Below are 531 nucleotides of genomic sequence, written 5' to 3' on the forward strand. Positions count from 1 at the left end.
GGCTCAACCCTACCCGAGACGGTCGAACTCCATGAAGTCCCCGACACCAAATACCGCACCGTTGTCGTCGACAACCGGACCGTTGTCGTTGATCCGGGCACGCGCAAGATCATCAAAATCATTGAATGACCTAAGCGACTGGGACGACAACCCGCCGTGCCGAAAGGTGCGGCGGGCTTTTTTGTTGTGGTTGGGGAACACGAACTGGCGACAATGGTTCGGGGCGGCAACAAAAGCGCCGTACCCTTAGATCGAGGACAAACAATGCAGGAAAGGCAAGGTTTAACTGATAAAGAAAAGCACGACAGACAGGAGCGCACGTCGGATGCTGCACGGGCATTAACAGACATTGAGCGCGTGGCACGAGAAGCAAAGACAGCTCGGCTGCGGGAGCAACGACTGAAGGCCCAAACTGCTCTTCCTGCTACATCGGCACCGAAACCGAAGAGGAATTGGAAGACCAAGAAGTCGTAGTAGGCACGCTGCTCCTAGCACCCCTCCAATCAGATGCGGTCCTCTCCGCAGGCCGCG

General features: G+C 56.5%; 2 protein-coding genes. Both read left to right on the plus strand.

Features of this window, described 5'->3' with window-relative positions; all coding sequences use genetic code 11:
* A partial coding sequence (locus tag NMG80_RS06395; protein ID WP_254017365.1) for a DUF1236 domain-containing protein occupies nt 1-129 on the plus strand: 129 nt, incomplete at its 5' end.
* Nucleotides 130-156: 27 nt separating this feature from the next.
* Nucleotides 157-474, plus strand: coding sequence for a hypothetical protein (locus tag NMG80_RS06400; RefSeq protein WP_254017364.1), 318 nt, complete (start codon nt 157-159; stop codon nt 472-474).
* Nucleotides 475-531: the final 57 nt, after the last annotated feature.

Source organism: Mesorhizobium escarrei, from assembly GCF_935825525.1.
Taxonomy (GTDB): Bacteria; Pseudomonadota; Alphaproteobacteria; order Rhizobiales; family Rhizobiaceae; genus Mesorhizobium; species Mesorhizobium escarrei.